Origin of the sequence: Hyunsoonleella pacifica (assembly GCF_004310335.1) — a bacterium.
GTDB lineage: Bacteria > Bacteroidota > Bacteroidia > Flavobacteriales > Flavobacteriaceae > Jejuia > Jejuia pacifica.
Map to the genome: position 1 here is coordinate 1 of NZ_SIRS01000030.1, position 307 is coordinate 307.

The following is a 307-nucleotide window of genomic DNA, read 5'->3' on the forward strand; positions in this document are numbered from 1 at the left end:
GTAAAATCGTGTTGAGGCCAACGCCCATAATGCGGGCAGTTGCCCGGCATCCAACGCCATTCATGGCCATATCAATGATTTTCTGGTGCGTACCGGGTTGAGAAGCGGTGTAAGTGAACTGCAGTTGCCATGTTTTACGGCAGTGAGAGCAGAGATAGCGCTGATGTCCGGCGGTGCTTTTGCCGTTACGCACCACCCCGTCAGTAGCTGAACAGGAGGGACAGCTGATAGAAACAGAAGCCACTGGAGCACCTCAAAAACACCATCATACACTAAATCAGTAAGTTGGCAGCATCACCCAGGTTGT

At 51.8% G+C, this 307-nt stretch carries 1 protein-coding gene; it reads right to left on the reverse strand.

Going from position 1 to position 307, the window contains the following annotated elements:
* The coding region (locus EYD46_RS17620) for an IS1-like element transposase (protein WP_001409088.1) at positions 1-244 on the reverse strand (244 nt) is incomplete at its 3' end.
* Positions 245-307 lie beyond the last annotated feature (63 nt).